21 protein-coding genes are annotated in these 24,167 nt (G+C 60.4%); all 21 read left to right on the top strand.

What is annotated here, in order from left to right; genetic code table 11:
* Window positions 1-128: 128 nt before the first annotated feature.
* Window positions 129-575 carry an NUDIX hydrolase gene (locus J4E42_RS27595; RefSeq protein WP_008032714.1) on the top strand — a complete coding sequence of 149 codons (447 nt, stop codon included), beginning with the start codon at window positions 129-131 and terminating at the stop codon, window positions 573-575.
* Window positions 576-634: 59 nt separating this feature from the next.
* A complete protein-coding gene (gene mnmA / locus J4E42_RS27590; RefSeq protein ID WP_008041236.1) occupies window positions 635-1,780 on the top strand; it encodes a tRNA 2-thiouridine(34) synthase MnmA in 1,146 nt (381 codons plus the stop codon).
* On the top strand, window positions 1,777-2,400 hold the full coding sequence (hflD, locus tag J4E42_RS27585; protein WP_192419115.1) for a high frequency lysogenization protein HflD: 624 nt from the start codon (window positions 1,777-1,779) through the stop codon (window positions 2,398-2,400). Before mnmA ends, hflD begins: the two co-directional genes overlap by 4 nt.
* Before the next feature lie 127 nt (window positions 2,401-2,527).
* Entirely contained in the window at window positions 2,528-3,898 is a 1,371-nt protein-coding gene (purB, locus tag J4E42_RS27580; protein ID WP_008032719.1) for an adenylosuccinate lyase, read from the top strand.
* 86 nt (window positions 3,899-3,984) lie between these two features.
* On the top strand, window positions 3,985-5,154 hold the full coding sequence (locus J4E42_RS27575; protein WP_008041240.1) for a cupin domain-containing protein: 1,170 nt from the start codon (window positions 3,985-3,987) through the stop codon (window positions 5,152-5,154).
* The gene (locus J4E42_RS27570) at window positions 5,147-5,572 is read left to right on the top strand and encodes a GNAT family N-acetyltransferase (protein WP_017339601.1); all 426 of its coding nucleotides are present in this window, start codon (window positions 5,147-5,149) and stop codon (window positions 5,570-5,572) included. The genes J4E42_RS27575 and J4E42_RS27570 overlap by 8 nt, the downstream gene beginning before the upstream one ends.
* 321 nt (window positions 5,573-5,893) lie before the next feature.
* Window positions 5,894-6,655 (top strand): secretin N-terminal domain-containing protein, encoded by a 762-nt coding sequence (locus J4E42_RS27565; RefSeq protein ID WP_008041242.1) that lies wholly within the window; start codon window positions 5,894-5,896, stop codon window positions 6,653-6,655.
* A gap of 475 nt (window positions 6,656-7,130) precedes the next feature.
* Window positions 7,131-8,456 (top strand): isocitrate lyase, encoded by a 1,326-nt coding sequence (gene aceA, locus J4E42_RS27560; RefSeq protein WP_008032724.1) that lies wholly within the window; start codon window positions 7,131-7,133, stop codon window positions 8,454-8,456.
* A gap of 640 nt (window positions 8,457-9,096) precedes the next feature.
* The gene (locus J4E42_RS27555) at window positions 9,097-9,510 is read left to right on the top strand and encodes an NADH-quinone oxidoreductase subunit A (protein WP_003223812.1); all 414 of its coding nucleotides are present in this window, start codon (window positions 9,097-9,099) and stop codon (window positions 9,508-9,510) included.
* 10 nt (window positions 9,511-9,520) lie between these two features.
* Window positions 9,521-10,195: an NADH-quinone oxidoreductase subunit B family protein gene (locus J4E42_RS27550; protein ID WP_008032725.1), complete on the top strand. Its 675-nt coding sequence runs from the start codon at window positions 9,521-9,523 to the stop codon at window positions 10,193-10,195.
* 72 nt (window positions 10,196-10,267) lie between these two features.
* Window positions 10,268-12,052 (top strand): NADH-quinone oxidoreductase subunit C/D, encoded by a 1,785-nt coding sequence (gene nuoC / locus J4E42_RS27545; RefSeq protein ID WP_008032726.1) that lies wholly within the window; start codon window positions 10,268-10,270, stop codon window positions 12,050-12,052.
* 2 nt (window positions 12,053-12,054) lie between these two features.
* The gene (gene nuoE, locus J4E42_RS27540; RefSeq protein ID WP_008020715.1) at window positions 12,055-12,552 is read left to right on the top strand and encodes an NADH-quinone oxidoreductase subunit NuoE; all 498 of its coding nucleotides are present in this window, start codon (window positions 12,055-12,057) and stop codon (window positions 12,550-12,552) included.
* Window positions 12,549-13,904, top strand: a complete 1,356-nt coding sequence (gene nuoF, locus J4E42_RS27535) for an NADH-quinone oxidoreductase subunit NuoF (protein ID WP_008032727.1) — start codon at window positions 12,549-12,551, stop codon at window positions 13,902-13,904. Before nuoE ends, nuoF begins: the two co-directional genes overlap by 4 nt.
* 137 nt (window positions 13,905-14,041) lie before the next feature.
* Window positions 14,042-16,756 carry an NADH-quinone oxidoreductase subunit NuoG gene (gene nuoG, locus J4E42_RS27530; RefSeq protein ID WP_207286633.1) on the top strand — a complete coding sequence of 905 codons (2,715 nt, stop codon included), beginning with the start codon at window positions 14,042-14,044 and terminating at the stop codon, window positions 16,754-16,756.
* Complete coding sequence (nuoH, locus tag J4E42_RS27525) at window positions 16,753-17,760, top strand: NADH-quinone oxidoreductase subunit NuoH (RefSeq protein WP_008032732.1); 1,008 nt, start codon at window positions 16,753-16,755, stop codon at window positions 17,758-17,760. The genes nuoG and nuoH overlap by 4 nt, the downstream gene beginning before the upstream one ends.
* A 12-nt stretch (window positions 17,761-17,772) precedes the next feature.
* Window positions 17,773-18,318, top strand: coding sequence for an NADH-quinone oxidoreductase subunit NuoI (gene nuoI / locus J4E42_RS27520; protein ID WP_008032736.1), 546 nt, complete (start codon window positions 17,773-17,775; stop codon window positions 18,316-18,318).
* Between the two features lie 9 nt (window positions 18,319-18,327).
* On the top strand, window positions 18,328-18,831 hold the full coding sequence (gene nuoJ / locus J4E42_RS27515) for an NADH-quinone oxidoreductase subunit J (RefSeq protein ID WP_207286632.1): 504 nt from the start codon (window positions 18,328-18,330) through the stop codon (window positions 18,829-18,831).
* Between the two features lie 2 nt (window positions 18,832-18,833).
* Window positions 18,834-19,142, top strand: a complete 309-nt coding sequence (gene nuoK, locus J4E42_RS27510; RefSeq protein ID WP_007940879.1) for an NADH-quinone oxidoreductase subunit NuoK — start codon at window positions 18,834-18,836, stop codon at window positions 19,140-19,142.
* The gene (nuoL, locus tag J4E42_RS27505; protein ID WP_008032743.1) at window positions 19,139-20,992 is read left to right on the top strand and encodes an NADH-quinone oxidoreductase subunit L; all 1,854 of its coding nucleotides are present in this window, start codon (window positions 19,139-19,141) and stop codon (window positions 20,990-20,992) included. Before nuoK ends, nuoL begins: the two co-directional genes overlap by 4 nt.
* A gap of 40 nt (window positions 20,993-21,032) precedes the next feature.
* Window positions 21,033-22,565: an NADH-quinone oxidoreductase subunit M gene (nuoM, locus tag J4E42_RS27500; protein WP_207286631.1), complete on the top strand. Its 1,533-nt coding sequence runs from the start codon at window positions 21,033-21,035 to the stop codon at window positions 22,563-22,565.
* A gap of 7 nt (window positions 22,566-22,572) precedes the next feature.
* Window positions 22,573-24,036: an NADH-quinone oxidoreductase subunit NuoN gene (gene nuoN, locus J4E42_RS27495; protein ID WP_008032749.1), complete on the top strand. Its 1,464-nt coding sequence runs from the start codon at window positions 22,573-22,575 to the stop codon at window positions 24,034-24,036.
* Window positions 24,037-24,167: the final 131 nt, after the last annotated feature.

The following is a 24,167-nucleotide window of genomic DNA, read 5'->3' as shown; positions in this document are numbered from 1 at the left end:
ACAACCGTGTAGGAGCCGGCTTGCCGGCGATAGCGGTTTATCATTCAACATTTTTATTGGCTGACACTCCGCGATCGCCGGCAAGCCGGCTCCTACAGGTTTCGCATTTCAACATTTGAGGACTATCTATGGACTGGAAACCCCACATCACCGTCGCCACCATCGTCGAAGACAATGGTCGCTTCCTGATGGTCGAAGAAACCAAGCACGGACGGACGGTACTCAACCAGCCCGCCGGCCACCTCGACCCGAACGAAACCCTGACCGAAGCCGCCGTACGCGAAACCCTCGAAGAAACCGGCTGGGACGTCGAGGCGACCGGCGTGGTGGGCATTTACCTCTACACCGCGCCCAGCAACGGCGTGACGTATCAGCGAGTCTGCTTCATCGCAAAAGCGCTCAAGCACCACCCTGACTATCAGCTGGATGACGGCATCGTCGGCGCAAAATGGCTGACGCGTGACGAACTGCTGGCACAACGCGCAAACTGGCGCAGTGAGCTGATCATCCGTTGTATCGATGATTATCTGGACGGTAAACACTTCGGCCTCGAACTGATCCGCCCTTCTCTTTAGCCTTGTGGGCTGCGGCCTGCTAGAATCGCGTCCTTTTTCAAGACACTCATTGAATCCCTATGCGTGATCCAGCCCCTTCTGACACACAAAAGAAGCGCGTCATTGTCGGCATGTCCGGCGGCGTGGACTCTTCCGTTTCCGCCCTCCTGCTGATCGAGCAGGGTTATGAGGTGGAAGGCCTGTTCATGAAGAACTGGGAAGAAGACGATGGAACGGAATACTGCACCGCCATGGACGACCTGGCGGACGCCCAGGCCGTGTGCGACAAAATTGGCATCAAGCTGCACACCGCCAACTTCGCCGCCGAGTACTGGGACAACGTGTTCGAGCACTTCCTGGCCGAATACAAGGCCGGTCGCACGCCGAACCCGGACATCCTGTGCAACCGCGAAATCAAGTTCAAGGCGTTCCTCGACTACGCCATGGTGCTCGGCGCCGACCTGATCGCCACCGGCCACTACGTGCGCCGCCGCGACATCGACGGCCGTACCGAACTGCTCAAGGGCTTGGACCCGAACAAGGACCAGAGCTACTTCCTGCACGCCGTCGGCGGCGAACAGATCGCCAAGACCCTGTTCCCGGTCGGCGAGCTGGAAAAACCGCAAGTGCGGGCGATTGCCGAGAAATACGAACTCGCCACCGCGAAGAAAAAGGATTCCACCGGGATCTGCTTTATCGGCGAACGCCGCTTCAGCGACTTCCTCAAGCAGTACCTGCCGGCGCAGCCAGGCGAAATCAAAACCACCGAAGGTGAAGTCATCGGCCGCCACCACGGCTTGATGTACCACACCATCGGCCAGCGTCAGGGCCTGGGCATCGGCGGCTTGAAAGACGCCAGCGACGAGCCGTGGTACGTGCTGATCAAGGACCTGGAGCACAACGAACTGATCGTTGGCCAGGGCAATGACCACCCTTACCTGTTCTCCCGCGCCCTGCTCGCCTCCGACATCTATTGGGTCAACCCGATCGACCTGAGCGAGCCGCGCAAACTGACCGCCAAAGTGCGTTATCGCCAGAGCGACCAGTCGTGCACGCTGGAGAAAACCGCCACCGGCTACCGCGCGACCTTCGATGAGCCGCAACGCGCGGTCACTCCAGGTCAGTCCGTGGTGTTCTACGACGGCGAAATCTGCCTCGGCGGCGGCGTGATTGAAGTGGCGGAACCGTGGACCAGCAAAGGCACCCTTCAAGGCGAGCAGCAATGAGCCCCACTCAGGAGCAACTGACGGCGCTGGGCGGCGTGTTTCTCGCCGCCGTCCTTGTCGACAAGATCGCCAAGACCGGCCAGACCAGCGAAGCCGGCCTGACCTGCATGCTTGGCAGCCTGCTGATTCGCGACCCCAAGGACACGCTGGAAGTCTACGGCGGCGACGACATCAATCTGCGCGAAGGTTATCGCGCACTGATCGGCGCCCTTGAACGTGACCCGAGCACCCTGCAGCGCGAACCGCTGCGCTACGCCCTGGCAATGCTCGGGCTGGAGCGTCAACTGGCCAAGCGCAACGACATGCTCGACGTGATCGGCAAGCGCCTGCCGCAGATTCAGTCCCAGGTCGAACACTTCGGCCCGGCGCACGAAAATGTGATCGCCGCTTGCGGCGCGCTGTACCAGGACACCCTGAGCACCTTGCGCCAACGGATTCAGGTTCACGGCGACATGCGCAACCTGCAGCAGCCGAGCAACGCTTCGAAGATCCGTGCGCTGTTGCTGGCCGGGATTCGTTCGGCACGCCTGTGGCGGCAGTTGGGCGGTCATCGCTGGCAGTTGGTCGTCAGCCGCCGCAAATTGCTGAAAGAGCTTTACCCGCTGATGCGCAGCAGCTGAACCGCGCCCGCAACACCGTTTTGTAGTCAGTAACGCGTAATACGCTGGTCAGTTGGCAACGGACCGGCGGATTTTTTCATGTATGATACGCGCCCCATTTCGTTGCCCGACTGTCCGAGAACACCCCATGCAGCTTTCTTCGCTCACTGCGGTTTCCCCTGTTGACGGCCGCTACGCCGGCAAAACCCAGGCCCTGCGCCCAATTTTCAGCGAATACGGCCTGATCCGTGCTCGCGTGCTGGTTGAAGTGCGCTGGCTCCAGCGCCTCGCCGCTCACCCTGCCATCAGCGAAGTGCCGGCGTTTTCCGCCGAAGCCAACGCTGTGCTGAACACCCTGGCGGAAAACTTCTCTCTGGAGCACGCCGAGCGTGTCAAAGAGATCGAGCGCACCACCAACCACGACGTCAAAGCCATCGAATACCTGCTCAAAGAGCAAGCGGCCAAGCTGCCGGAGCTGGCGGCTGTCAGCGAATTCATCCACTTTGCCTGCACCAGCGAGGACATCAACAACCTGTCCCACGCCCTGATGCTGCGCGAAGGCCGTGATGACGTCATGCTGCCGCTGATGCGCCAGACTGCCGAAGCCATCCGCGAACTGGCCATCCGTTTCGCTGACGTGCCGATGCTGTCGCGCACCCACGGTCAACCAGCCTCGCCGACCACCCTGGGCAAAGAACTGGCAAACGTGGTTTACCGTCTGGAGCGTCAAATCGCTCAAGTCGCTGCCGTTCCGCTGCTGGGCAAGATCAACGGCGCTGTCGGCAACTACAACGCTCACCTGTCGGCCTACCCTGAAATCGACTGGGAAGCCAACGCCCGCGCCTTCATCGAAGACGAGCTGGGCCTGGGCTTCAACCCGTACACCACGCAGATCGAACCGCACGACTACATCGCCGAGCTGTTCGACGCGATCGCGCGCTTCAACACCATCCTGATCGACTTCGACCGCGACATCTGGGGCTACATCTCCCTGGGTTATTTCAAACAGCGCACCATCGCTGGCGAAATCGGTTCGTCGACCATGCCGCACAAGGTCAACCCGATCGACTTCGAAAACTCCGAAGGCAACCTGGGCATCGCCAACGCACTGTTCCAGCACCTGGCGAGCAAACTGCCGATCTCCCGCTGGCAGCGCGACCTGACCGACTCCACCGTACTGCGCAACCTCGGTGTCGGCTTCGCCCACAGCGTGATCGCGTACGAAGCCAGCCTCAAAGGCATCAGCAAACTGGAGCTCAACGCTCAGAAAATCGCTGCTGACCTCGATGCTTGCTGGGAAGTCCTGGCCGAGCCAATCCAGACCGTGATGCGTCGCTACAACATCGAAAACCCGTACGAGAAGCTGAAAGAGTTGACCCGTGGCAAGGGCATCAGCCCTGAAGCGCTGCAAACTTTCATCGACGGGCTGGACATGCCTGCCGCCGCCAAGGCCGAGCTGAAACTGCTCACCCCGGCGAACTACATCGGCAACGCTGTAGAGCAAGCCAAGCGCATCTGATCGACCGCTTTACCCGTTTGAGACGCCCGGCAGCGCCGGGCGTTTTTATTCCCGTCTGAAAAGTGCTTTTTTTCAATAGGTTACACATGAATCCTGACATTCCTCTTCAACTTCTGGGCGGCATCACGGCGCGCGAATTCCTGCGTGACTACTGGCAGAAAAAACCCCTGCTGATCCGTCAGGCGATCCCTGATTTCGAAAGCCCGATCGACGCCGACGAACTGGCTGGCCTGGCGCTGGAAGAAGAAGTTGAATCGCGCCTGATCATCGAGCACGGCGAGCGCCCTTGGGAATTGCGCCGCGGCCCGTTCGCCGAAGACGAATTCAGCAAGCTGCCGGAAACCGAATGGACCCTGCTGGTACAAGCAGTTGACCAGTTCGTGCCGGAAGTCAGCGAACTGCTGGAACAGTTCCGCTTCCTGCCGAGCTGGCGCATCGACGACGTGATGATCAGCTTCGCTGCGCCGGGTGGCAGCGTCGGTCCGCACTTCGACAACTACGACGTGTTCCTGCTGCAAGGCCACGGCAAGCGCAACTGGAAAATCGGCCAGATGTGCAACTCCGACAGCCCGATGCTGCAACACGCGGACCTGCGCATCCTGGCTGATTTCGAAGCCACCGATGAGTGGGTCCTGGAACCGGGCGACATGCTCTACCTGCCGCCACGCCTGGCCCACTGCGGCGTGGCCGTCGATGACTGCCTGACCTACTCCGTAGGTTTCCGCGCACCGAGCGCCGCTGAAGTGCTGACCCACTTCACCGACTTCCTCAGCCAGTTCCTGACTGACGAAGAGCGTTACACCGACGCCGACGCCCTGCCGGCGGTTGATCCGCATCAGATCCAGCACGACGCCCTCGATCGCCTGAAAGCCCTGCTGGCCGAGCACATGAGCGACGAACGCCTGCTGCTGACCTGGTTCGGCCAGTTCATGACCGAACCGCGCTACCCGGAACTGGTGGTCGGCCCTGAAGAAATCGAAGAAGACGACCTGCTTGCCAGCCTGGAGCAAGGCGCCGTACTGATCCGCAACCCAAGCGCCCGCATGGCCTGGTCCGAAGTCGATGACGACCTGCTGCTGTTCGCCAGCGGTCAGAGCCGTTATCTGCCGGGCAAACTGCGCGATCTGCTGAAGTTGATCTGTGCCGCCGATGCGCTGCACATCGACAACCTCGGCGAATGGCTGAGCGACGAAGACGGTCGCGGCTTGATTTGCGAACTGATCAAGCAAGGAAGCCTGGGGTTTGCCGATGAATAAAATTCACGTACGTGTCGCAGACTGGCAAAAGGATAACGCCGAGATCCGGCGCATTCGTGAGACGGTGTTCATCGCCGAGCAATCCGTTCCGCCCGAACTGGAATGGGATGCAGATGATGCAACAGCGGTGCATTTCCTGGCCTTCGAAGGTGACTTTCCGATTGGCACCGCGCGCCTGCTGCCCGATGGGCATGTTGGCCGGGTTTCGGTGCTGAAAGACTGGCGCGGCTTGAAGGTTGGCGACGCGCTGATGCAAGCGGTGATCGGCGAAGCCGAGAAGCGCGGGCTGAAGCAGCAGATGCTGAGCGCGCAGGTACAGGCGACGGCGTTCTATGAGCGCCTGGGCTTCAGCCTGGTCAGTGAGGAGTTCCTGGAAGCCGGGATTCCGCATGTGGACATGGTGCGGCACTCCGCTTAAACCGCGGCGCGGCCTTCGCGAGCAAGCTTCGCTCCTACAGAATCACACTGAACCTGTAGGAGCGAGGCTTGCCCGCGAAGAGGCCCGAAAGCACACCACAAAACGCCCCGCCATTTTCGGATGCCGGGGCGTTTTGCTGTCTAGGATTCAACTTGCCCCACGCCGGGCCGACAAACTGGCAAACTCAAGACCTGTAGGAGCGAGCCTGCTCGCGATGGTCGTGAGAGCGCCGCGGGATATCAGGCTTCCAGCGTCATCGTTGACGACCATCGCCAGCAAGCTGGCTCCTACACACAAACTTCAAGGCCGGAGATAACGGATATGTCCCTACGCACCCTGCTCACCACGCTGCTGCTGACCTGCAGTTTTTCGGTCATGGCAGCCACCGAGATCGTGCCATTGAACTACCACACCAGCGCCGACATGCTGCCGATGGCGCAGGACTTTATCGGCAAGGACGGCCAGGTCAGCGCCTACGGCAACCAACTGATCGTCAATGCCGATCAGCGCAAGATCGACGAACTTAAAGCGCTTATCGCCCAACTCGACACTCAGCCCAAGCGCCTGCTGATCACCGTCGACACCAACGAAAACAACTTCCAGGGCGATCAGGGTTACTCGGTGAACGGCGCCAAACCCAGCCAGACCCGAATCATCAATCGCAGCACCGAAAGCCGTGACGGCGGCATTCAGCAAGTCCAGGCCAGCGAAGGCACACCGGCGCTGATCCAGGTCGGCCAGAGCGTGCCGCTGACCAGCACGCAGATCGATTCGTATGGCGATCCCCGCAGCCAGACCGAATACCGCAACGTCACCCAGGGTTTCTATGTCACCGCCAGCGTCACCGGCGACATCGTTCACCTGTCGATCAGTACCAACCGTGACCGCATGAGCCAGGAACGTCCCGATGTAGTGAACGTGCAAAGCACCGACACAACCGTCACCGGCCGCCTCGGCGAATGGATCACCCTCGCCGGTGTGAATCACCAGACTCAGGCCGACAAACAGGGCATGACCCGCAGCTACTCGACTCAGGGCCGGGATGACATGACCCTGCGGGTGAAAGTCGATACTTTGGACTAAACCACCAAAAACTGACTGATTAGTCGTATTAGACCAAAGATGTAGTGCTCGAAAAAAAGCACTACAAAACGTTTGACGAGCCAAAAAAGCGAAGGCATGATGGCCTCGCTCCCGCTAATCAGGGGCCCTGGCAAGGGCCTTCGAGGCGATGCTCGCACCTACCCCGCGAGCCGTTTCGTGTCTGTACCGCCCACAAGGTGTGTTTGACGAGGTTGCCGACTGGAACGAAGTTGTCCCGAGGGACGGAAGCGTATTTAGGTAACCCGGCATCACACTGAAGTTCGTATAAAGGCCCACGACGCCCGAATGCGCTCGCCAGTCCGCCCTTACCTGCTCACTTCCCCTCGAGCCCATCGTTCATCCCGTCGCCAACCCCGCCGAATTCGACTTGACCGCCTAAGCTTCTGGTCTGCGAGCGCATGAATTTTCCACCGCAGAACAACTTTCCGTAAAAGACGCGACGAGGTTTATCTCCATGGCACTGACACGCGAACAGCAAATTGCAGCCCTCGAAAAAGACTGGGCTGAAAACCCACGCTGGAAAGGCGTGACACGCGCTTACTCCGCTGCTGACGTCGTCCGCCTGCGTGGCTCGGTTCAACCTGAGCACACCTTTGCAAAACTCGGCGCCGAGAAGCTCTGGAACCTGGTCACCCAGGGCGCCAAGCCGTCCTTCCGTCCTGAGAAAGATTTCGTCAACTGCATGGGCGCCCTGACCGGCGGCCAGGCTGTACAACAAGTCAAAGCCGGCATCCAGGCGATCTACCTGTCGGGCTGGCAGGTTGCTGCGGACAACAACTCCGCCGAATCGATGTACCCGGACCAGTCGCTGTACCCGGTGGACTCGGTTCCAACCGTGGTCAAGCGCATCAACAACTCGTTCCGTCGTGCTGACCAGATCCAATGGAAAGCCGGCAAGGGCCCGGGCGACGAAGGCTACATCGACTACTTCGCACCAATCGTGGCTGACGCCGAAGCCGGTTTCGGCGGCGTACTGAACGCCTACGAGTTGATGAAGAGTATGATCGAAGCAGGCGCCGCCGGCGTTCACTTCGAAGACCAACTGGCTTCCGTGAAAAAATGCGGCCACATGGGCGGCAAGGTACTGGTTCCTACCCAGGAAGCCGTACAGAAGCTGACCGCTGCCCGTCTGGCGGCTGACGTTGCCGGTACTCCGACCATCATCCTGGCACGTACCGACGCTAACGCGGCCGACCTGCTGACTTCCGACTGCGACCCGTACGACCAGCCATTCGTGACTGGCGAACGTACCCAGGAAGGTTTCTACAAAGTGCGCGCTGGCCTGGACCAAGCAATCGCTCGCGGCCTGGCTTACGCTCCGTACGCCGACCTGATCTGGTGCGAAACCGCCAAGCCGGATCTGGACGAAGCCCGTCGCTTCGCTGAAGCGATCAAGAAGGAATACCCGGACCAACTGCTGTCGTACAACTGCTCGCCTTCCTTCAACTGGAAGAAAAACCTGGACGACGCGACCATCGCCAAGTTCCAGCGCGAACTGTCCGCCATGGGCTACAAGCACCAGTTCATCACCCTGGCCGGCATTCACAACATGTGGCACAGCATGTTCAACCTGGCGCACGACTACGCCCGCAACGACATGACTGCCTACGTGAAGCTGCAAGAGCAGGAATTCGCCGACGCCGCCAAGGGTTACACCTTCGTGGCTCACCAGCAGGAAGTGGGCACCGGCTACTTCGACGACATGACCACCGTGATCCAGGGCGGTTCGTCGTCGGTTACCGCACTGACCGGTTCGACTGAAGAAGAACAGTTCCACTGATCTGCTTCGCCTGAACGAACGGCCGTTGCGGACCGAATAAAAAGCTAACCGCAACGCCGCACATCTGACGCCCCGACTGGTTCGGGGCGTTTTTTTTGCGTTCATTTTTTACACGATACGGCCCCTGTAGGAGCGAGGCTTGCCCGCGAAGAATGCACCGCGACATGTCAGGTAGACCGCAGCGCATTCTTCGCGGGCAAGCCTCGCTCCTACAGGGGGACGGTGGTGATTCAGGAAAAATCCTTGATCCAGCGCAGTTTCACGATCAGAAAAACAGGGTAAAACGGTGCCGCCCGCTACTTGCAGTAACGCGCATATAAGACAACTTTCCACCCACCTACCCGTTAAACAGTTTGAAAACCGCTTCAAACAATATTGATTATCATTTAGCTCAAACTATGTTCGTTACATTCCCTACAAAACATAATTGATGAAAAGCCTGCTAATGCCCGCAACGCATGGGCTGCGGGACTTTGGAGGTGCGCTATGTCCTTATTCCTATAAATAATTTCGCTATAGGAATTTTACTTGCACGGTGTTGTGCCATAAAATCAGCGGGATTGATTGCTGCGACATATCGTCACTGCTTTGTTTCTTTTTCAAGCTCAGAGACCTTTGCTCTCTGTTAAGGATTACCAGCATGCCCGAAGCGACAGGACTCATGGCCCACAACTGGGGCTTTGCCATTTTCCTTCTGGGCGTCGTCGGCCTTTGCGCCTTCATGCTCGGCGTCTCCAGCCTCCTCGGGTCAAAAGCCTGGGGCCGCAGCAAAAACGAACCGTTCGAGTCCGGCATGCTACCTACAGGTGGCGCCCGCTTGCGGCTCTCAGCCAAATTCTATCTGGTCGCGATGCTCTTCGTGATCTTCGATATCGAAGCCCTTTTTCTCTTTGCCTGGTCTGTGTCCGTCCGCGAAAGCGGCTGGACCGGATTCGTCGAAGCTCTCGTTTTCATAGCAATTCTGTTGGCAGGCCTTGTCTACCTATTCCGAGTGGGCGCCCTTGACTGGGCTCCGGAAGCTCGTCGTAAGCGGCAAGCGAAGCTGAAACAATGAGGCTTTGGCAATGCAATACAATCTCACCAGGATCGACCCCGATGCTCCTAACGAGCAGTATCCGATTGGCGAACGGGAAACCGTTTCCGATCCGTTAGAAGATCAAGTCCACAAAAACATCTTCATGGGCAAGCTCGAAGACGTGCTTAACGGCACGATCAACTGGGGGCGCAAGAACTCCCTGTGGCCGTATAACTTCGGCCTTTCGTGCTGCTACGTGGAAATGACCACCGCCTTCACGGCGCCCCACGACATCGCGCGCTTTGGCGCCGAGGTTATCCGGGCATCGCCGCGTCAGGCGGATTTCATGGTTATCGCCGGTACCTGCTTCATCAAGATGGCGCCGATCATTCAGCGTCTCTACGAGCAAATGCTCGAACCTAAATGGGTCATCTCCATGGGTTCGTGCGCCAACTCCGGTGGCATGTACGACATCTACTCAGTCGTTCAAGGGGTGGACAAGTTCCTGCCCGTGGACGTCTACGTGCCTGGCTGCCCGCCTCGTCCTGAAGCTTTTCTGCAAGGCTTGATGCTCTTGCAGGAGTCGATTGGACAGGAGCGTCGCCCGCTTTCCTGGGTCGTTGGCGATCAAGGCGTGTATCGCGCCGAGATGCCTTCCGAGAAGGACAAGCGCCGCGAACAGCGAATCGCAGTCACCAACCTGCGCAGCCCCGACGAAGTCTGATCCAGATCTGCTTCTTATATAGAACGAGACACTGGCTTCATTCTTTACGTTGACCGAAAGCGATAAATAACCATGACTACAGGCAGTGCTCTGTACATCCCGCCTTACAAGGCAGACGACCAGGATGTGGTCGTCGAACTGAATAACCGTTTTGGCCCCGAGGCGTTCACCGCCCAGCCTACCCGCACCGGCATGCCGGTGCTTTGGGTTGCCCGCGCCAAACTCGTCGAAGTGATGACCTTCCTGCGCAACCTGCCCAAGCCGTACGTCATGCTCTATGACCTGCACGGCGTGGACGAGCGTCTGCGCACCAAGCGTCAAGGGCTGCCAAGCGGCGCCGACTTCACCGTGTTCTATCACCTGATGTCGATCGAACGTAATAGTGACGTGATGATCAAGGTCGCCTTGTCCGAGAGCGACCTCAGCGTGCCGACCGTCACCGGGATCTGGCCGAACGCCAACTGGTACGAGCGTGAAGTGTGGGACATGTACGGCATCGACTTTGCCGGCCACCCGCACCTGACCCGCATCATGATGCCGCCGACCTGGGAAGGTCACCCGCTGCGCAAGGACTTCCCGGCCCGTGCCACCGAGTTCGACCCGTTCACCCTGAACCTGGCCAAGCAACAGCTTGAGGAAGAAGCCGCGCGCTTCAAGCCTGAAGACTGGGGCATGAAGCGTTCCGGTGCGAACGAGGACTACATGTTCCTCAACCTCGGTCCCAACCACCCTTCCGCGCACGGTGCGTTCCGCATCATCCTGCAGCTGGACGGTGAAGAGATCGTCGACTGCGTGCCTGACGTCGGCTACCACCACCGTGGTGCCGAGAAGATGGCCGAGCGTCAGTCCTGGCACAGCTTCATCCCGTACACCGACCGTATCGACTACCTCGGCGGCGTGATGAACAACCTGCCGTACGTGCTCTCGGTCGAGAAGCTGGCCGGCATCAAGGTGCCCGAGAAGGTCGACGTCATCCGCATCATGATGGCCGAGTTCTTCCGGATCACCAGCCACCTGCTGTTCCTGGGTACCTACATCCAGGACGTCGGCGCCATGACCCCGGTGTTCTTCACCTTCACCGACCGCCAGAAGGCGTACACGGTGATCGAAGCCATTACCGGCTTCCGTCTGCACCCGGCCTGGTACCGCATCGGCGGCGTCGCGCACGACCTGCCGCGCGGCTGGGAAAAACTGGTGAAAGACTTCGTCGAGTGGATGCCAAAGCGTCTGGACGAATACCAGAAAGCCGCCCTGGACAACAGCATCCTGCGTGGCCGGACCATCGGCGTCGCTGCCTACAACACCAAAGAGGCCCTCGAATGGGGCGTCACCGGTGCAGGCCTGCGTTCGACCGGTTGCGACTTCGACCTGCGTAAAGCGCGTCCATACTCGGGCTACGAGAACTTCGAATTCGAAGTGCCGCTGGCCGCCAATGGCGATGCCTACGACCGCTGCATCGTGCGCGTCGAAGAAATGCGCCAGAGCATCAAGATCATCGACCAGTGCATGCGCAACATGCCGGAAGGCCCGTACAAGGCGGATCACCCGCTGACCACGCCGCCGCCGAAAGAGCGCACGCTGCAGCACATCGAGACCCTGATCACGCACTTCCTGCAAGTTTCGTGGGGCCCGGTCATGCCGGCCAACGAATCCTTCCAGATGATCGAAGCGACCAAGGGCATCAACAGTTATTACCTGACGAGCGATGGCGGCACCATGAGCTACCGCACCCGGATTCGCACCCCAAGCTTCCCGCACCTGCAGCAGATCCCTTCGGTGATCAAAGGCAGCATGGTCGCGGACTTGATTGCGTACCTGGGTAGTATCGATTTCGTTATGGCCGACGTGGACCGCTAAGCATGAACAGCACGCTTATCCAGACAGACCGTTTCACCTTGAGTGAAACCGAGCGCTCGGCCATCGAGCACGAGCTGCATCACTACGAAGACCCGCGCGCGGCGTCGATCGAAGCCCTGAAGATCGTCCAGAAGGAACGTGGCTGGGTGCCTGACGGCGCGCTCTACGCCATCGGCGAGATCCTCGGCATCCCGGCGAGCGACGTTGAAGGCGTGGCGACTTTCTATAGCCAGATCTTCCGTCAGCCAGTCGGTCGCCACATCATTCGAGTCTGCGACAGCATGGTCTGCTACATCGGCGGCCATGAATCGGTAGTTAGCGAAATCCAGAGCAAACTCGGCATCGGCCTGGGCCAGACCACCGCCGACGGTCGTTTCACCCTGCTGCCGGTCTGCTGCCTCGGCAACTGCGACAAGGCGCCGGCGTTGATGATCGACGACGACACTTTCGGTGATGTGCAGCCTGCCGGCGTTGCCAAATTGCTCGAGGGCTACGTATGACCCTGACTTCCTTCGGTCCTGCCAACCGCATCAAGCGTTCGGCCGAGACTCACCCGCTGACCTGGCGTCTGCGTGACGACGGCGAAGCTGTCTGGCTCGACGAGTACCAGGCCAAGAACGGTTACGCGGCTGCGCGCAAGGCCTTCGCCGACATGGCTCAGGACGACATCGTCCAGACCGTGAAAGACGCCGGCCTGAAAGGTCGCGGCGGTGCAGGCTTCCCCACGGGCGTGAAGTGGGGCCTGATGCCCAAAGACGAATCCATCAATATCCGCTACCTGCTGTGCAACGCGGATGAAATGGAGCCGAACACCTGGAAAGACCGCATGCTGATGGAGCAACTGCCCCATCTGCTGATCGAAGGCATGCTGATCAGTGCCCGCGCGCTGAAAACCTACCGTGGCTACATCTTCCTGCGTGGCGAATACACCACCGCCGCCAAGCACCTCAACCGTGCCGTGGAAGAAGCCAAGGCAGCTGGCCTTTTGGGCAAGAACATCCTGGGCAGCGGCTTCGATTTCGAGCTGTTCGTCCACACCGGCGCCGGGCGTTACATCTGCGGTGAAGAAACTGCACTGATCAACTCCCTCGAAGGCCGCCGCGCCAACCCGCGCTCCAAGCCGCCCTTCCCTGCCGCCGTTGGCGTGTGGGGCAAGCCGACTTGCGTGAACAACGTTGAAACCCTGTGCAACGTCCCGGCGATCATTGCCGATGGCGTGGACTGGTACAAATCGTTGGCTCGCGAAGGCAGTGAAGACATGGGCACCAAGCTCATGGGCTTCTCCGGCAAGGTCAAGAACCCGGGCCTGTGGGAATTGCCATTCGGCGTCACCGGTCGCGAGTTGTTCGAAGACTACGCCGGCGGCATGCGCGACGGTTACAAGCTCAAGGCCTGGCAGCCAGGCGGCGCCGGTACCGGCTTCCTGTTGCCTGAACACCTGGACGCACAAATGTACGCCGGCGGCATCGCCAAAGTGGGCACCCGTATGGGTACCGGCCTGGCCATGGCGGTGGACGACAGCGTCAATATGGTTTCGCTGCTGCGCAACATGGAGCAGTTCTTCGCCCGCGAATCCTGCGGTTTCTGCACCCCTTGCCGCGATGGCTTGCCATGGAGCGTCAAGCTGCTGATGGCCATCGAGAACGGCGAAGGCCAGCCAGGCGACATCGAGACCCTGCTGGGTCTGGTCGGTTTCCTCGGCCCAGGCAAGACCTTCTGTGCTCACGCACCGGGTGCCGTGGAGCCATTGGGCAGCGCAATCAAATACTTCCGCCATGAGTTCGAAGCCGGCATCGCGCCTGTCAGCGCCGTCGTCCCGCCTCTGGCAAGGCCGATCGTAGTCGGCGCTTAACGCTTAAAAAAGGCGAACGGTCCGTGCCGTTCGCCTTCTCGTGTGATGACGCCTTGAACGGCTGTGTTGATTCACGCGAATAACAAGATTCCATTAGCCACGCCCGCTGACACCGGGCCAACGAAGAACTTTGAACCATGGCCACTATCCACGTAGACGGCAAAGAGCTCGAAGTCGATGGGGCAGACAACCTGTTACAGGCATGTCTGTCGCTAGGCCTCGATATCCCTTATTTCTGCTGGCACCCTGCCCTTGGCAGCGTTGGCGCTTGCCGCCAGTGCGCGGTCAAGCAGTACACCGACGAGAACGACACCCGCGGTCGCATCGTCATGTCCTGCATGACCCCTGCCACCGACGGCACCTGGATCTCCATCGAAGATGAAGAGTCCAAGGCCTTCCGCGCCAGTGTTGTTGAATGGCTGATGACCAACCACCCGCACGACTGCCCGGTCTGTGAGGAAGGCGGTCACTGCCACCTGCAAGACATGACCGTGATGACCGGCCACAACGAGCGCCGTTATCGCTTCACCAAGCGTACCCACCAGAACCAGCAACTGGGCCCGTTCATCTCCCACGAAATGAACCGCTGCATCGCTTGCTACCGCTGCGTGCGCTTCTATAAGGATTACGCTGGCGGCACCGACCTTGGTGTGTTCGGCGCCCACGACAACGTGTACTTCGGTCGCGTTGAAGACGGCGTACTGGAAAGCGAATTCTCCGGCAACCTCACCGAGGTCTGCCCGACCGGTGTGTTCACCGACAAGACTCACTCCGAGCGCTACAACCGCAAGTGGGACATGCAGTTCTCGCCGAGCATCTGCCATGGCTGCTCCAGCGGTTGCAACATCTCCCCGGGCGAGCGTTACGGCGAACTGCGTCGGATCGAAAACCGCTTCAACGGTTCGGTCAACCAGTACTTCCTGTGCGACCGTGGCCGTTTCGGCTATGGCTACGTCAACCGCGAAGACCGCCCGCGTCAGCCTCTGCTGGCCAACGGCACCAAGCTGAGCCTCGACGAAGCGCTGGATAAAGCGGCTGACCTGCTGCGCGGTCGCAACATCGTCGGCATCGGTTCGCCGCGTGCCAGCCTCGAAAGCAACTACGCGTTGCGCGAGCTGGTCGGCGCCGAGCACTTCTACTCCGGTATCGAAGCCGCCGAGCTGGAACGCATTCGTCTGGTCATGCAGGTGCTCAAAGACAGCCCGCTGCCGATCCCGAACATGCGCGACATCGAAGACCACGACGCCATCTTCGTCCTCGGCGAAGACCTGACCCAGACCGCCGCCCGTATGGCGCTGTCCCTGCGTCAATCGGTCAAGGGCAAGGCCGAAGACATGGCCGACTCCATGCGCGTTCAGCCTTGGCTCGACGCTGCGGTGAAGAACATCGGTCAGCACGAGCTGAACCCGCTGTTCATCGCCAGCCTGGCTGAAACCAAGCTCGACGACATCGCCGAAGAGTGCGTTCACGCCGCTCCAGATGACCTGGCGCGCATCGGTTTCGCCGTGGCTCACGCCCTCGACGCCAGCGCCCCAGCCGTTGAAGGCCTCGACACCGAAGCCCTCGAACTGGCCAAGCGCATTGCCGACGCCCTGCTCGCGGCCAAGCGTCCACTGATCATTGCCGGTACCTCGCTGGGTTCCAAAGCATTGATCGAAGCCGCCGCGAACATCGCCAAAGCCCTGAAGCTGCGCGAGAAGAACGGTTCTATCAGCCTGATCGTGCCAGAGGCCAACAGCCTCGGCCTGGCCATGCTCGGTGGCGAATCGGTCGACGCCGCGCTGCAAGCGGTGATCGATGGCAAGGCCGACGCCATCGTCGTGCTGGAAAACGATCTGTACACCCGTACCGACAAAGCCCGTGTCGATGCCGCCCTGACCGCCGCGAAAGTGGTGATCGTTGCCGACCACCAGAAAACCGCCACCAGCGATCGCGCGCACCTGGTTCTGCCAGCCGCCAGCTTCGCTGAAGGCGACGGTACGCTGGTCAGCCAGGAAGGCCGCGCCCAGCGCTTCTTCCAGGTCTTCGATCCGAAGTACATGGACGCGAGCATCCTGGTTCACGAAGGCTGGCGCTGGCTGCATGCCCTGCGCGCTACCTTGCTGAACCAGCCGATCGACTGGACCCAACTGGACCACGTCACCGCTGCCGTCGCTGCAAGCACGCCGCAACTGAACCGCATCGTCGATGCCGCACCGTCCGCCTCGTTCCGCATCAAGGGCATGAAGCTTGCCCGTGAACCGCTGCGTTATTCGGGTCGTACCGCCATGCGCGCTGACATCAACGTGCACGAACCGCGTACCCCGCAAGACAAGGACACCGCGTTCGCCTTCTCCATGGAAGGTTACTCGGGCTCGGCCGAACCGCGTCAGCAAGTGCCTTTCGCCTGGTCTCCGGGCTGGAACTCGCCGCAAGCCTGGAACAAGTTCCAGGACGAAGTCGGTGGTCACATCCGCGCTGGCGACCCGGGCACCCGCCTGATCGAAAGCACCGGTGATTCGCTGAACTGGTTCTCGGCTGTTCCGCGCGCCTTCAACCCGGCGCCGGGCACCTGGCAGGTCGTGCCGTTCTTCCACCTGCTCGGCAGCGAAGAGAACTCTTCGAAAGCCGCACCGGTTCAGGAACGCATCCCGGCCGCCTACGTCGCTTTGGCCAAGTCCGAAGCGGATCGCCTGGGTGTCAATGACGGTGCCCTGCTGAGCTTGAACGTTGCCGGCCAGACCCTGCGTCTGCCGCTGCGCATCAACGAAGAGCTGGGTGCTGGCCTGGTCGCATTGCCGGCCGGTATCGCGGGCATTCCGCCAGCGATCTTTGGCAAATCCGTTGACGGTCTGCAGGAGGCAGCTCAATGACCTGGTTCACGCCTGAAGTGATTGACGTGATCATCGCGGTCCTCAAGGCCATCGTGATTCTGCTCGCCGTGGTGGTGTGCGGCGCGCTGCTGAGCTGGGTCGAGCGTCGTCTGCTCGCCCTCTGGCAGGACCGTTACGGTCCGAACCGCGTCGGCCCGTTCGGCGCGTTCCAGATCGCGGCCGACATGATCAAGATGTTCTTCAAGGAAGACTGGACCCCGCCGTTCGCCGACAAGATGATCTTCACCCTGGCACCGGTCGTGGCCATGAGCGCCCTGCTGATTGCCTTCGCGATCATCCCGATCACCCCGACCTGGGGCGTGGCGGACATCAACATCGGCATCCTGTTCTTCTTCGCCATGGCCGGTCTGTCGGTCTACGCGGTGCTGTTCGCCGGCTGGTCGAGTAACAACAAGTTCGCCCTGCTGGGCAGCTTGCGGGCCTCGGCACAGACCGTGTCGTACGAAGTGTTCATGGGCCTGTCGCTGATGGGCATCGTGATCCAGGTCGGCTCGTTCAACATGCGCGACATCGTTGAATATCAAGCGCAGAACCTGTGGTTCATCATTCCGCAGATCTTCGGTTTCCTGACCTTCTTCATCGCCGGCGTCGCCGTGACTCACCGTCACCCGTTCGACCAGCCGGAAGCGGAGCAGGAACTGGCTGACGGTTACCACATTGAATACGCCGGCATGAAATGGGGCATGTTCTTCGTCGGCGAGTACATCGGCATCGTATTGATTTCGGCGCTGCTGGTGACCTTGTTCTTCGGTGGCTGGCACGGTCCGTTCAACATTCTGCCGCAGATCCCGTTCATCTGGTTTGCGCTGAAAACCGCGTTCTTCATCATGATCTTCATCCTGTTGCGCGCCTCGATTCCGCGCCCACGGTATGACCAAGTGATGGACTTCAGCTGGAAGTTCTGCCTGCCGCTGACCCTCGTCAACATGCTGGTGACCGCTGCGATCGTGTTGCTCAACACGCCCGCCGTCGCGGCTCAGTGAGGATAGAGAATCATGAAGTACATATTTGACATCGTGCATGGCTTCTTCACCCAGCTTCGCAGCCTGGTGATGATTTTCGGCCACGCCTTCCGCAAGCGCGACACGCTGCAGTACCCGGAAGAACCGGTCTACCTGCCGCCGCGCTACCGTGGCCGTATCGTCCTGACCCGCGACCCTGATGGCGAAGAGCGTTGTGTAGCCTGCAACCTGTGCGCCGTGGCGTGCCCGGTCGGGTGCATCTCGCTGCAGAAAGCTGAAACCGAAGACGGTCGCTGGTACCCGGACTTCTTCCGCATCAACTTCTCGCGCTGCATTTTCTGCGGCCTCTGCGAGGAAGCCTGCCCGACCACCGCGATCCAGCTGACACCGGATTTCGAGATGGCCGAGTTCAAACGTCAGGACCTGGTTTACGAGAAAGAAGATCTGCTGATCTCCGGCCCCGGCAAAAACCCTGATTACAACTTCTATCGTGTTGCAGGTATGGCGATTGCCGGGAAGCCGAAAGGCTCCGCGCAGAATGAAGCCGAACCGATCAACGTGAAGAGCTTGCTGCCTTAAGGAAGAAAGATGGAATTCGCTTTCTATTTCGCATCGGGTATCGCTGTGGTGTCCACGCTTCGCGTGATCACCCACACCAACCCTGTGCACGCCCTGCTCTACCTGATCATTTCGCTGATCGCCGTGGCCATGACGTTCTTTGCCCTCGGCGCACCGTTTGCCGGTGTTCTGGAAGTGATCGCCTACGCTGGCGCCATCATGGTGCTGTTCGTGTTCGTGGTGATGATGCTGAACCTGGGCCCCGCCTCGGTTCAGCAAGAGCGCGTCTGGCTCAAGCCCGGCATCTGGCTCGGCCCGGTGATTCTCGGCACCCTGCTGCTGGCTGAACTGCTGTACGTGCTGTTCTCCCACCAGAGCGGCCAGGCCGTCGGCCACACCACCGTAGACGCCAAGGCCGTGGGCATCAGCCTGTTCGGTCCGTACCTGCTGGTGGTCGAACTCGCCTCGATGCTGCTGCTCGCCGCAGCCGTGACGGCGTTCCACTTGGGCCGTAACGAAGCCAAGGAGCAATGACGATGCCTGCTATCCCTTTGGAGCATGGTCTGGCGGTCGCCGGCATCCTGTTCTGCCTCGGTCTGGTCGGCCTGATGGTCCGCCGCAACATTCTCTTCGTGCTGATGAGCCTGGAGGTCATGATGAATGCCTCCGCTTTGGCGTTCATCGTTGCCGGTAGCCGCTGGGCGCAGCCGGATGGACAGATCATGTTCATCCTGGTGATCAGCCTGGCAGCCGCCGAGGCCAGTATCGGCCTGGCGATCCTGCTGCAACTGTATCGCCGCTTCCACACGCTCGATATCGACGCTGCCAGTGAGATGCGCGGATGAATCTTCTCTATCTGACTTTCGTATTCCCTCTCATCGGTTTCCTGCTGCTGTCGTTCTCCCGTGGACGCCTCTCGGAAAACCTGTCGGCGCTGATCGGCGTCGGTTCCATCGGCCTGTCTGCCATCGTCACCGCTTACGTGATCTGGCAGTTCAACGTCGCGCCACCTGAAGGCGGTCACTACACCCAGGTGTTGTGGCAGTGGATGGCGGTGGAAGGCTTCACGCCGAACTTCGCGCTGTACCTGGATGGTCTGTCCCTGACCATGCTCGGTGTAGTCGTCGGTGTCGGCTTCCTGATCCACCTGTTCGCGTCCTGGTACATGCGCGGTGAAGCCGGTTACTCGCGTTTCTTCGCCTACACCAACCTGTTTATCGCCAGCATGCTGTTCCTGGTCCTGGGCGATAACCTGTTGTTCCTGTACTTCGGCTGGGAAGGCGTGGGCCTGTGCTCGTACCTGTTGATCGGTTTCTACTACAGCAACCGCAACAACGGTAACGCCGCACTCAAAGCCTTCATCGTGACCCGCATCGGCGACGTGTTCATGGCCATCGGCCTGTTCATCCTGTTCGCCCAACTGGGCACGCTGAACGTCCAGGAACTGCTGGTGCTGGCACCGCAGAAATTCCAGGCCGGCGACTTCTGGATGGTCATGGCCACCCTGATGCTGCTGGGCGGCGCTGTCGGTAAATCCGCGCAACTGCCACTGCAAACCTGGCTGGCGGATGCGATGGCCGGTCCTACCCCGGTTTCGGCACTGATCCACGCCGCGACCATGGTGACCGCCGGTGTCTACCTGATCGCCCGTACCCACGGCCTGTTCACCCTGGCGCCGGAAATCCTGCACCTGGTGGGCATCGTTGGCGGCGTGACTCTGGTACTCGCCGGTTTCGCGGCACTGGTTCAGACCGACATCAAACGTATCCTCGCCTATTCGACCATGAGCCAGATCGGCTACATGTTCCTGGCGCTGGGCGTTGGCGCATGGGATGGCGCGATTTTCCACCTGATGACCCACGCCTTCTTCAAGGCGCTGCTGTTCCTTGCGTCCGGTGCGGTGATCGTTGCCTGCCACCACGAGCAGAACATCTTCAAGATGGGCGGCCTGTGGAAGAAACTGCCACTGGCCTACGCCAGCTTCATCGTCGGCGGCGCGGCCCTGGCGGCCCTGCCACTGGTAACCGCAGGCTTCTACTCCAAGGACGAAATCCTGTGGGAAGCGTTTGCCAGCGGCAACCAGGGTCTGCTGTACGCAGGTCTGGTCGGCGCATTCATGACTTCGCTGTACACCTTCCGCCTGATCTTCATCGCGTTCCACGGTGAAGTGAAGACCGAAGCGCACGCCGGTCACGGCATCGCTCACTGGCTGCCACTGTCGGTGCTGATCGTATTGTCCACCGCCATTGGCGCGATGATCGTTCCGCCGCTGCACGGTGTGCTGCCGGAAAGCGTCGGCCACGCCGGCGGCGAAGCCAAGCACAGTCTGGAAATCGCCTCGGGCGCCATCGCCCTGGCCGGTATCCTGCTGGCCGCGTTGCTGTTCCTCGGCAAGCGTCGTTTCGTTACTGCAATCGCCAACAGCGGCATCGGCCGCTTCCTTTCGGCCTGGTGGTTCGCTGCCTGGGGCTTCGACTGGATCTACGACAAACTGTTCGTCAAGCCATACCTGGCGATCAGCCATGTACTGCGCAAAGACCCGCTCGACCAGACCATCGGTCTGATCCCGCGTATGGCCAAAGGCGGTCACACCGCCCTGAGCCGTACCGAAACCGGTCAACTGCGTTGGTACGCGGCATCGATGGCAGCCGGCTCCGTGCTGGTCATCGGCGCCATCGTGCTGGTAGCGGTCTGAATATGAACCTTGCGAACTTGCGAAAGGAATTGAGCCCGTCATGATTCTGCCTTGGCTAATCCTGATCCCCTTCATCGGCGGCCTGCTGTGCTGGATGGGTGAGCGCTTCGGCGCCACCCTCCCCCGCTGGATTGCGCTGATCACCATGTCCCTGTTGCTCTCCCTCGGCCTCTGGCTGTGGGCCACCGGTGACTATTCATTTGCCCCGGCGCCTGGCGCCGACCCGACCTGGGCGCTTGAGTTCAAGCACATCTGGATCGAGCGCTTCGGCATCAGCGTGCACCTGGCCCTCGACGGCCTGTCGCTGCTGATGATCATGCTGACCGGTCTGCTGGGTGTGCTTTCGGTACTCTGCTCGTGGAAAGAGATTCAACGTCACGTTGGCTTCTTCCACTTGAACCTGATGTGGATCCTGGGCGGTGTCGTCGGCGTGTTCCTCGCCCTCGACCTGTTCATGTTCTTCTTCTTCTGGGAAATGATGCTGGTGCCGATGTACTTCCTCATCGCGCTCTGGGGTCACAGTTCTTCAGACGGCAAGAAAACCCGGATCTACGCGGCGACCAAGTTCTTCATCTTCACTCAGGCTTCCGGCCTGATCATGTTGGTGGCGATCCTGGGTCTGGTACTGGTCAACTTCAACGACACCGGCGTGATTACCTTCAACTACGCCGACCTGTTGAAAACCAAGATGTCGCTGACCACCGAGTACATCCTGATGCTCGGTTTCTTCATCGCCTTCGCGGTCAAGCTGCCAGTCGTACCGTTCCACTCCTGGTTGCCTGATGCTCACGCCCAGGCGCCGACCGCAGGTTCCGTCGACCTGGCCGGTATCTTGTTAAAAACCGCTGCGTACGGTCTGCTGCGTTTCGCCCTGCCGCTGTTCCCGAATGCGTCGGCCGAGTTTGCGCCGATCGCCATGACCCTCGGTCTGATCGGGATTTTCTACGGCGCGTTCCTGGCCTTCGCACAAACCGACATCAAGCGTCTGATTGCCTTCTCGTCCGTTTCCCACATGGGCTTCGTACTGATCGGCATCTACTCCGGCAGCCAACTGGCGCTGCAGGGCGCGGTGATGCAGATGCTGGCGCACGGTCTGTCGGCCGCGGCACTCTTTATCCTGAGCGGTCAGTTGTACGAGCGTACCCACACCCGCGACATGCGTGAAATGGGTGGCCTGTGGTCGAAGATCGCTTACCTGCCAGCCCTCAGCCTGTTCTTCGCAGCCGCGTCGCTGGGCTTGCCGGGCACCGGTAACTTTGTCGGTGAGTTCCTGATCCTGATCGGTACCTTCCCTGCTGCACCGTTGGTCACCATCATCGCGACGTCCGGTCTGGTGTTCGGTTCGGTCTACTCGCTGATCATGATCCACCGTGCGTACTTCGGTCCGGCCAAATCGGACGCGGTGCTGCATGGCATGGACGGTCGCGAACTGATCATGGTGGTCGGTCTGGCGGCATTGCTGATCTACATCGGCGTGTTCCCGCAACCGTTCCTCGATACCTCTGCTGCGACGATGCATGGCGTGCAGCAATGGCTCGGCACCGCCTTCACTCAACTCGCTTCGGCCCGGTAAGAGCGCTATGGAATTCACGACTCAACACTTTATCGCGCTAGCGCCGTTGTTGATCACCAGCGCCACGATCATCGTGGTGATGCTGGCGATTGCCTGGCGCCGCAACCACTCGCAGACCTTCCTGATTTCCGTGGCGGGCCTGAACCTGGCGTTGCTGTCGATCCTGCCAGCCTTGAAAGTCGCGCCATTGGCCGTGACCCCACTGCTGCAGATCGATAGCTTTGCCTGCTTGTACATGGCGCTGATCCTGGTCGCCACCCTCGCTTGTGTGACCCTCGCCCACGCCTACCTCGGCGATGGCGGTTCGGGTTACCCGGGCAACCGCGAAGAACTGTACCTGCTGATCCTGATGGCCGCCGCCGGTGGCCTGGTTCTGGTCAGCGCGCAGCACCTGGCCGGGTTGTTCATCGGCCTGGAACTGCTCTCGGTGCCGGTCTACGGTCTGGTGGCCTACGCCTTCTTCAACAAGCGTTCGCTGGAAGCCGGTATCAAGTACATGGTGCTGTCGGCCGCCGGTTCCGCGTTCCTGTTGTTCGGTATGGCCCTGCTCTACGCCGATTCCGGCAGCCTGAGCTTTGTCGGTATCGGTCAGGCCCTCGCGGCCACCGGTCTGCCAAGCTCCCTGGCGCAGATGGGCCTGGGCATGATGCTGATCGGCCTGGCGTTCAAACTGTCGCTGGTACCGTTCCACCTCTGGACCCCGGACGTTTACGAAGGTGCTCCGGCACCGGTGGCGGCGTTCCTGGCGACCGCTTCCAAAGTCGCTGTGTTCGCGGTGATGGTGCGTCTGTTCCAGATCTCGCCAGCGGCGAGCAGCGGTGTACTCAGCGACGTGCTGACCATCATCGCCATCGCCTCGATCCTGTTCGGTAACCTGCTGGCCCTGACCCAAAGCAACCTCAAGCGTCTGCTGGGTTACTCGTCCATCGCGCACTTCGGCTACCTGCTGATCGCCCTGGTGGCGAGCAAGGGTCTGGCCGTGGAAGCCATCGGCGTGTACCTGGTCACCTACGTGATCACCAGCCTCGGCGCCTTCGGCGTGATCACCCTGATGTCCTCGCCGTACAACGGCCGTGACGCGGATGCCCTGTACGAATACCGCGGCCTGTTCTGGCGCCGTCCGTACCTGACCGCCGTCCTGACCGTGATGATGCTGTCCCTGGCCGGTATCCCGCTGACCGCGGGCTTCATCGGCAAGTTCTACATCATCGCCACCGGTGTCGAGTCGCACCAGTGGTGGCTGGTCGGTTCCCTGGTACTGGGCAGCGCCATCGGCGTCTTCTACTACCTGCGCGTCATGGTCACTCTGTACCTGATGGAGCCAAACCTGCGTCGCCACGATGCGCAACTGCATTGGGAACAACGTGCAGGCGGCGTGATGCTGCTGGCCATCGCCGTACTGGCGTTCTTCCTCGGGCTGTATCCGCAGCCGTTGCTGGCTCTGGTTCAACAGGCTGGTCTGGCGGGTTGATCGCTTAGCAGTAGATCGTAGAAAACAGAAACGGCACCTTCGGGTGCCGTTTTTGCGTTTGTGGGGTTTGGTTCTGCTGTTTTTCCCCTCCTCTGGCGTACATATCCATTTTTGCGGTAACGGCGGCTATG

This window comes from Pseudomonas sp. FW300-N2A2 (genome assembly GCF_017351735.1).
Taxonomy (GTDB): domain Bacteria; phylum Pseudomonadota; class Gammaproteobacteria; order Pseudomonadales; family Pseudomonadaceae; genus Aquipseudomonas; species Aquipseudomonas migulae.
This window is presented reverse-complemented; position numbering and strand designations above follow the sequence as displayed.